This is a genomic window from Streptosporangium sp. NPDC020145, assembly GCF_040631275.1.
Lineage (GTDB): Bacteria > Actinomycetota > Actinomycetes > Streptosporangiales > Streptosporangiaceae > Streptosporangium.
Genome location: NZ_JBEXZT010000002.1, coordinates 452,678 through 459,954 on the forward strand (window position 1 = coordinate 452,678; position 7,277 = coordinate 459,954).

The following is a 7,277-nucleotide window of genomic DNA, read 5'->3' on the forward strand; positions in this document are numbered from 1 at the left end:
TCGTGCCAAGCGGACCCGTACGGCGGTGTTGCTCACACGGCCAGGCCTTCTTGGTTCTGACCACGATGGGAATGGCGGTCAGACCGCTCGCGCGGTGTGCAACTCCTCCTGGAAGTGGCGCACCTGCGGTTGTCTCGGCCACTGTCTCATCAGGGTGTCGGCGAGTTGGTCGAGTTCGGCCATGACGTGTTCGGAGGAAGATCTGCGTGCGTCGGCCAGGGCACCAAGTCCCGCGAAGGCCGCGGCGTCCGGTTCCCTGGCGGCGGCGTGGGCGGCGCCCAGCCGGGTCAGGTAGACGGCGCGGTCTCTGCGGTGAGCGGCCGGCATGGTGGTGATCTTGCTTTGCAGGATGGTGATCGCCCGTCCGGGTTCGCCCGCGTCCACGTAGCAGGTGGCCCGCTGCATGTCGGCGAAGTCGCCGGTGAAGAACCTCAGGTAGGGCGGGTCGGTCTCGGAGCGTCCCGTGGTTATCAGCTCGGTCGCCTCGTCGAGCTGGGCGGCGGCCACCGTGCCGGTGAGCGCGTGCCCACGCGCCTCGTAGGCCTGCGCGACACCGCGCAGGACCGGCGGGATCCTCCAGGAGGCGTTGCGGGCGGCCGTGGTGAGGTCGATCACCCGGGCGTGGTCGCCCTTGTCGAGAGCCAGGCTCGCCGAGCGGATCATCATGTAGGCGGCCATGGAGGTGTCTCCTGCTTCCATGGCCCAGGTGGCGGCGCGGTTGGCCCACTGCTGGCAGCCGTTCAGGTCCGCGCTCTCGCGCAGGAGCCAGCTGATGTGCTCGGCGTACTCGCTTTGGATCCGCCGCAGTTCCTTCCGTGCGACACCGGGGACCTCCTGGCGGGCCTTTTCGATGCCGCGTAGCTCCCGCTGAAGCACGGAGAGGTGCGCGGCCGGAGGTAGAAGGTGGTGACCCGCCTGATGGGCGTTCAGGACATGCCGGTAGTACGTCGTGCCGGTGGCCGTCAATGGTTCGGCTGAAGCAGCGCCGGGGACCAGGGCCGCCAGTCCGCCCGCGGCCAGTAGTTCGGTGAATTCACGACGGGAAAGTTTCACGGCGACAGTCCCTTCGCCGGTCGGGACATCAAAAGTGATGACCGTGGCGTCATCGGCTTTTCCAGGGTAGCCGTCGCTTTCCACTATCGACAGGACGTCGGCCAGTAGTTCCCCGATTTCCGGGGGCGGCAGTGGCAGCTTCCGGTGCGGGCCGAGAAGAAGGTCGTCGATCAGGCACCTGTACAGGCTCGCCAGCCGTACCAGGTCCTCGTAGGAGGGCGGCCGGGCGGAGGCGGACGACTCGGAGCCGGGGCCCTGCCAGCACTCCCAGTAGGAGATCTGTTTGAAGGTCTTGGGAGGGTCGCTGGGCCATTTCCTGTTGTACAGCTCGGCCACCTCGGCCTGGGTGAGGCCGGTGGCGTGCCGGAAGGCCATCAGCGGAGTAACGCCGAACCGTTCGGCTATCACCGCCGCGATCTGCCGGGTCGGAGCTCCTTACTGTCGTCAACCTCGGTAGCGACGGCCCAGGACCGTACGGACGTCAAGGGTCATGCCAGCAGGCTCCGCTTCCGTAGTGCGATGAGTGCTCACTCGAAGTCCGTTCGTCGCACCTTATTGGTTAAAGGGATAATCCGGGTGATCGCGCACGGCCATCGATTGGTTTCCAGAAAAACCAATGGTGAACCCTTCACACGGGAACCACCTCACGCCATAACCTGAAATTGCGACATCGTGAGGAAGGTGCAGTGCCTTGAGTGACGTCAGCACGACAGTCGGACAACGTCTGCAAGCCAACCGCCTCAACCGTGGCTATACCCAAGCCGAACTCGCGCGCCGTGCGGGTGTCAGCGTGGATCTGATCTCGATGCTGGAACGCGACGTGCGTGAGTCCATGTCGTGGGTGTCGATGGTGAAGCTGGCGCGAGCCCTTGACATCGACCCGGGGGTCATCGCCGGGAAATCCTCGCGGCTGGACCGCGTTCCGGGGGCTTCGGCGCTGGCGGTGCGGGACGCGGTCATCAGTCCCGACCTGTTTGAGCTTCATCCTGATCATGACGGTGAGCCGACGTCCCTGGCGGAACTCTGGCGGCTGATCGAAAGGGCGTACGGTGCCTACTTCGGTGGCGAGTTCGGGGTTCTCGCCGCCGAGCTGCCAGGGTTGATCAACGAATGTCGCCTGCTTGAGGCTACGGACCCGGCGGCGGCCGCTCCGCTGTCTCACGCCTGGCAACTCGCCGGGTCGGTCCTGGTACACACCGGCCGTGACGACGCGGCGGCCATCGCCGCCGAACGCGCGATCCAGGCGGCTCGGGCGGGAAGCGACGAGTGGCGCCTGGCCACCCAGTACGGGGTCTACTGCTGGGTGATGCTGCACCAAGGCCGGGCGGACGAGTCGGAGCGCCTCGCCATGCGTGCGGCCGACGCCGTGGAGCCTTCGATGTCGAGGGCGGCGCCGGAGCAGATCGCCGTCTGGGGAGGCCTCGTCCTCCAGGCCGCCGTCGCGCGCGGAAGCGTCGGCGATGTGGACGGCGCGGAGGACTATCTCAGGATGGCGGCGGCGGCAGCGGCCCGGCTGGGAGCCGACCGGCATGACTACTGGACGTCGTTCGGGCCCACACATGTCGCGATCCAGACCACCCACATCATGACCGCCGCGCATCGGCCCGACCGGGCGCTGAAAGCCTCTCGGATGGTGAACCCGCAGGGTTTGTTCAAGGTCCAGTACGGGCGTCATCTGTTGGATGTGAGCCGGGCATTTCTGGAGCGACGCCGTACCGACGAGGCCGAGGAGGCCGCCGCGCGGGCGCTGGACCTGTCCGCTGAATGGTTCCGCCATCAGGCGGTCGCGGAAACCCTTGTGCATGATCTTGTAGAGCGCAAAACTCGCCTTAATGCTAGATTGCGCATTTTGCTCCAAGGGGTCGAACACAACTGACCTACGGTCCGTACATCATGTACGACGCCTTTTCCCCTCGCCATGAATCCCTACATGGCGTCCCTGGGTAGAAACGAATCGGCCCCCTAGTCTCAGCGCATGGGCTTTCGCGAAAACAGCTCGCTGCACTATTGGGGCGAGGAGGACGAAGAGCATCTGATCCGGCTCCGCGAGCGGTTTCCCGACTGGCGGATCTGGTACGGCCAGGACGAGAAGCGTAAAACATCCGGCTGGTACGCCATACGGCCCCTTCCATCCGAAGAGGGTTCCCCTCGGGAGATCGAAGCCGAAACGGCCCTCGCACTCACCCGGCTCTTGGAGAAGGAAGACACCACGTCGCCGTAGCGAACCGTGTGATTCGCCGCACCGAATTTCCGTTCGGCTTCCGTTTTCTGACGAACCGAGGTTGGGGGCGCATTGCGATTCGCGGCATTCCCTATCCATTTCTTTCAGCACAAGAATCGAACAGTGGAGGTCGGTCCTGTGCACGATGGCAAGTCCGAGCCGACGGCGATCCCGGGGTGGCGGCTGATCATCAGTGATGCCGGGCGGTTCTGGGCCGTTCGCAACCGTGCCTTTCCGCGTACGGCGTTGCGGGCCGGGGCGGAGCCGGCGGTGGACGCCGACACCTTCGAGGAGGTCCGGGAGGCCGTGGCCAAGCAGGAGGAGAAGGCCCGGGGCGCCGTTGAGGGGGTGCCTTCGTGACGGGGCGTCATCGGGACGGCCTGCCGTACGCGCCGGTGTATCGGCGGGTGTGGGACGGCCCGGCCCGCGCTGAGGCTGAACGGATCAACCAGTCGTGGGCGGACTGGACCGTCCTCTACAGCCTGGGACATCGCCGCTTCTACGCGATGGCGGGTTGGGACAACCCTCGGCCGGTGGTCGTCGAGGACATCACCGGTGAGGGGTTGGAGGAGCGGATGCGGGAGGCGGAGATGATCCGGGCGATCCGGCCCTCCCCGATGCCGGTTCGCGCGGAGGTTTCCCTCAGGCGGGGTGAACCTTCCGGGGTGGCGGTCGTTGAGGAGACGGCGTCCACCGGTGGTCGGCGTTCACCGGACGGGAGGGCGGCATGATGCTCCCGTCCTGGGCACCTCGGCAAGTTTCTGAGTTTTCCGATCGAGCCTGTAACTCCGTGCAAGCGGCTCATCCGGACTGGCTGGTCTTTCACAGCTCGCGGTCCGGGCTGTGGAGCGCCTATCGGAGTGTCCTGTCCGGCAGGCCGTACCCCGGGGCGGTGCTGTTGGTGCGGGCCGAGTCCGCCGAGGAACTGGACCGTAAGTTGAGCGCCCAGGTGTCTCCGGCGGTGCCGCCGAGCATCCAGGCCGTCGCCGTCGCCCGCGCCCTACGGGCTCGAACCGCCCGGGGCTCCCGGGCCGTCATGCCGGGTCGGTCCACGACGTTGCGCAGACTTCTGCGCTCCTGAAGCCGGTACGGCGGGCGTGGACGTCATCCCACCCGTCTCGCGCCGTACCCCATGAACGTGCGGCTCAGGTGGGAGGGACCTGGGCCGCACACGCTCGCGAGACGGCTCCCATGCGCGTTGGGGAAGGGGAACCGTCTGGCGCACCGGCCCCGCGTATGTGGGGCCGGTCCTCCTCCAGGGTGCCCGGCCCGTGCTCCCCGGCTCCGGGCCGGGCACCCGCCCTCGCGTCACCGCTCCACTCGACCCGGACGATCAGAAGTCCCGGCCCGGACGATCGGGAGTCCCGGCCGGGTGAAGGCTCCGGCCTCATGGCCCGGATGAACGAAGACGCCTGGACCTCACGGTTCGAGTGATCGGAAACCCCACCCGAACGATGACGGGCCGAGCGAAACCCGCCTCCTCACCAGGACGACCATGACCGACGACGAGCGACGACTGATCGACCTGCTGATCAGCGCCCACCCCGGCTGGCGGTACGAATACCTCCACCTGCCTGGCCTGCCCCGGTGGTGGGCCATCCGCTACGAACCACTGCGCCTTCACCAGCGCGAAGCAGGGGCCCGCGACATGCTCGGCCGTACGTCCCTGCGCCGCCTCGCCAGGGCCCTGGCCCGGCATGACGAGATCCTCCACCGAAGCCGCCACTGAAGGAGAGCCCTCCATGTCCCCACTCAAGGCCGTCGCCCCGGACGGCACCTTCGCCACCGGACCGGACACCACCGAACGGCTTCTCACCCCCGGCGAGGTGGCCCGCATCTTCGGCGTGGACCCCAAGACCGTCAACCGCTGGGCCCTCACCGGGAAGATCCCCTCCGTCCGCACCCCCAGCAGGCAACGCCGCTACCGGGAGAGCGACATCAACGCCCTTCTCAACGCCTGACACCGCTGACCTGCCCGGACGGCCGTATCGTGAGCCGCGTCGAGGAGAGGGGACGACCTTGTTGCTCACCCGGTTGGCCGTCAGGCGGGTTCCTGAGGGGTGGGCGGGGGCCGTACCCGCCGTCAGGCACCTTGTTGAGAACGGGCTTGAGGTGACCACGCCGGTCACCTTCCTCGTCGGGGAGAACGGCTCGGGCAAGTCGACTCTCGTCGAGGCCGTCGCCGATGTGTGCCGGGTCAACTCGGAGGGCGGCAAGGCGGGCACCATGTACTCCAGCACCGGACCCGCCACACCGCTCGGGGAGGTGCTCGACGCCGAGCTGACCTCGAAGGGACTGCGGCTCATCCACGGGCCGAGGCTGAAGCGGCGGGTGTTCTTCCTCCGGGCTGAGACACTGTTCAACCTGGGACAGAACGTGTCAGGCCGGTACGGCTTCTGGGAGCAGGACCTCACCCAGCAGTCCCACGGGGAGGGGTTCCTCACCGTCTTGGAGCGGATGGTCTCCGGCCCCGGGCTCTATCTGATGGACGAGCCCGAGGCGGCGCTGTCCTTCGCCTCCTGCCTGCGGCTGATGGCGCTGATGAACCGGGTGGCCGGAGAGGGCGGGCAGATCATCTGCGCCACCCACTCGCCCGTCCTCTCCAGTCTTCCGGGCGCGCGGGTCCTGGAACTCGGCGACGACGGCATCCGGGAGACCGAGTGGGACCGGCTCCAGGTGGTCGACCACTGGCGCCGGTTCCTCGCCAGGCCGGACCTCTACCTGCGGTACGCCTTGGAGTGACCCGGGTCGCCACTTACGCGGGCTTCAGCACACCGGCGATCCAGGCTCCCGGAAAACACGACCGTTTTCGATCGGAGCGCTCAACAGGAAACCCTCTCGTTCAGACAGAATCGGACAGCCGAGTGATACGGGGAAGCAGAGAAACGAACCATCTCTTCTCGGCTTAGAGGGTGTCCTGACAAGCCGATCGTCATCGACGAGACGGGGGACATCCCGTTCGACCAGGTCGTGGCCAACCTGTTCTTCACGGCCGAGGTGCTCACCCTGACCGGGGATTCCCACCGGAACCGTCGCGGGAGTCGCCGACCAAGGGACAACCGACCTGGGGAGTCGAATTCGCCGCAACCGCAGGGGGCCGGTGGTCGGCGTCCGTCGACGAACACGACCGTCCCAGTGATCGACAAGCCGTTCTCCAGCGCCCGCCCATAGCGTCGTTCGGAGCCTTCGCGCCGGGCGCGAAGCCAGAGCCGGCTCCAGGCGTGCGAGCACCCCCGAGAAGAGATAGCGGTGAGGTCCGGGAGATGAAGAGTGCAGGCGGACGTCGGTGGAGCGGATGGCGGCGGGCGGTCACAGGGCTGGCGATCGGCGCTCTGGTCGTCGTCTCAGGGTTCGTGTGGCGGGCGGTGACGGCGACCGTGACCATGACCCCTTCCTGGACCTACGACATCGGCTACAGGGCCTCCGCTCCGGCGGTGGCCGACGGTGTGGTGTACGTCCTCGGCGGCGAACTCGGCGAGGACAGGATGTACGCCCTGGACGCGGCCACCGGCGAGCCGCGCTGGACCCACGACCTTTCCGGTGTTCCTTCAGCGGTCGGCTATTCCGATCCTGTGGTGGCCGAGGGTGTCGTGTACACCACCGATGACGGCAGGATGTACGCCCTGGACGCGGTGACCGGCGAGCGGCGCTGGACCCACGACACCCGTAACCGCGCCAGGGTCGACTTCAGCCCGACGGCGACCGGCGACACCCTGTACTTCAGCGACGAGACAGGCAGGGTGTACGCCCTGGACACGACCACCGGCAAGCAACGCTGGACTCGCGGAACCGGCGGCGGTGGCTTCAGGCCGGTGGTGGCCGGGGATGCCGTGTACGTCGGCGACGGAGCGGGCAGGGTGTACGCCCTGGACACGACCACCGGCAAGCAACGCTGGACCCACGAAGTCCGTAACCGCGCCAGGGTCGACTTCAGCCCGACGGCGACCGGCGACACCCTGTACTTCAGCGACGAGACAGGCAGGGTGTACGCCCTGGACACGAC

Annotated in this window: 10 protein-coding genes; 9 read left to right on the plus strand and 1 reads right to left on the minus strand. The window is 67.4% G+C overall.

Features of this window, described 5'->3' with window-relative positions:
- Positions 1-78 precede the first annotated feature (78 nt).
- Entirely contained in the window at positions 79-1,428 is a 1,350-nt protein-coding gene (locus ABZ463_RS04680) for a hypothetical protein (RefSeq protein WP_362772967.1), read from the minus strand.
- Positions 1,429-1,744: 316 nt separating this feature from the next.
- Between ABZ463_RS04680 and ABZ463_RS04685 the strand changes: the two genes are divergently transcribed.
- The 9 genes from ABZ463_RS04685 to ABZ463_RS04725 all read left to right on the plus strand — a co-directional run.
- Entirely contained in the window at positions 1,745-2,929 is a 1,185-nt protein-coding gene (locus ABZ463_RS04685; RefSeq protein WP_362772970.1) for a helix-turn-helix domain-containing protein, read from the plus strand.
- Between the two features lie 99 nt (positions 2,930-3,028).
- Complete coding sequence (locus ABZ463_RS04690) at positions 3,029-3,274, plus strand: hypothetical protein (protein WP_362772973.1); 246 nt, start codon at positions 3,029-3,031, stop codon at positions 3,272-3,274.
- Positions 3,275-3,412: 138 nt separating this feature from the next.
- Positions 3,413-3,634, plus strand: coding sequence for a hypothetical protein (locus ABZ463_RS04695; RefSeq protein ID WP_362772976.1), 222 nt, complete (start codon positions 3,413-3,415; stop codon positions 3,632-3,634).
- Positions 3,631-4,005, plus strand: coding sequence for a hypothetical protein (locus ABZ463_RS04700; RefSeq protein ID WP_362772979.1), 375 nt, complete (start codon positions 3,631-3,633; stop codon positions 4,003-4,005). Before ABZ463_RS04695 ends, ABZ463_RS04700 begins: the two co-directional genes overlap by 4 nt.
- Before the next feature lie 59 nt (positions 4,006-4,064).
- The gene (locus ABZ463_RS04705; protein WP_362772982.1) at positions 4,065-4,355 is read left to right on the plus strand and encodes a hypothetical protein; all 291 of its coding nucleotides are present in this window, start codon (positions 4,065-4,067) and stop codon (positions 4,353-4,355) included.
- Positions 4,356-4,769: 414 nt separating this feature from the next.
- Entirely contained in the window at positions 4,770-5,003 is a 234-nt protein-coding gene (locus ABZ463_RS04710; protein ID WP_362772985.1) for a hypothetical protein, read from the plus strand.
- A 13-nt stretch (positions 5,004-5,016) separates the two neighbouring features.
- Positions 5,017-5,235, plus strand: a complete 219-nt coding sequence (locus ABZ463_RS04715) for a BldC family transcriptional regulator (protein ID WP_352010139.1) — start codon at positions 5,017-5,019, stop codon at positions 5,233-5,235.
- A gap of 61 nt (positions 5,236-5,296) precedes the next feature.
- On the plus strand, positions 5,297-6,016 hold the full coding sequence (locus ABZ463_RS04720; RefSeq protein WP_362772989.1) for an AAA family ATPase: 720 nt from the start codon (positions 5,297-5,299) through the stop codon (positions 6,014-6,016).
- 521 nt (positions 6,017-6,537) lie between these two features.
- On the plus strand, positions 6,538-7,277 hold a 740-nt coding region (locus ABZ463_RS04725), incomplete at its 3' end, for a PQQ-binding-like beta-propeller repeat protein (RefSeq protein WP_362772992.1).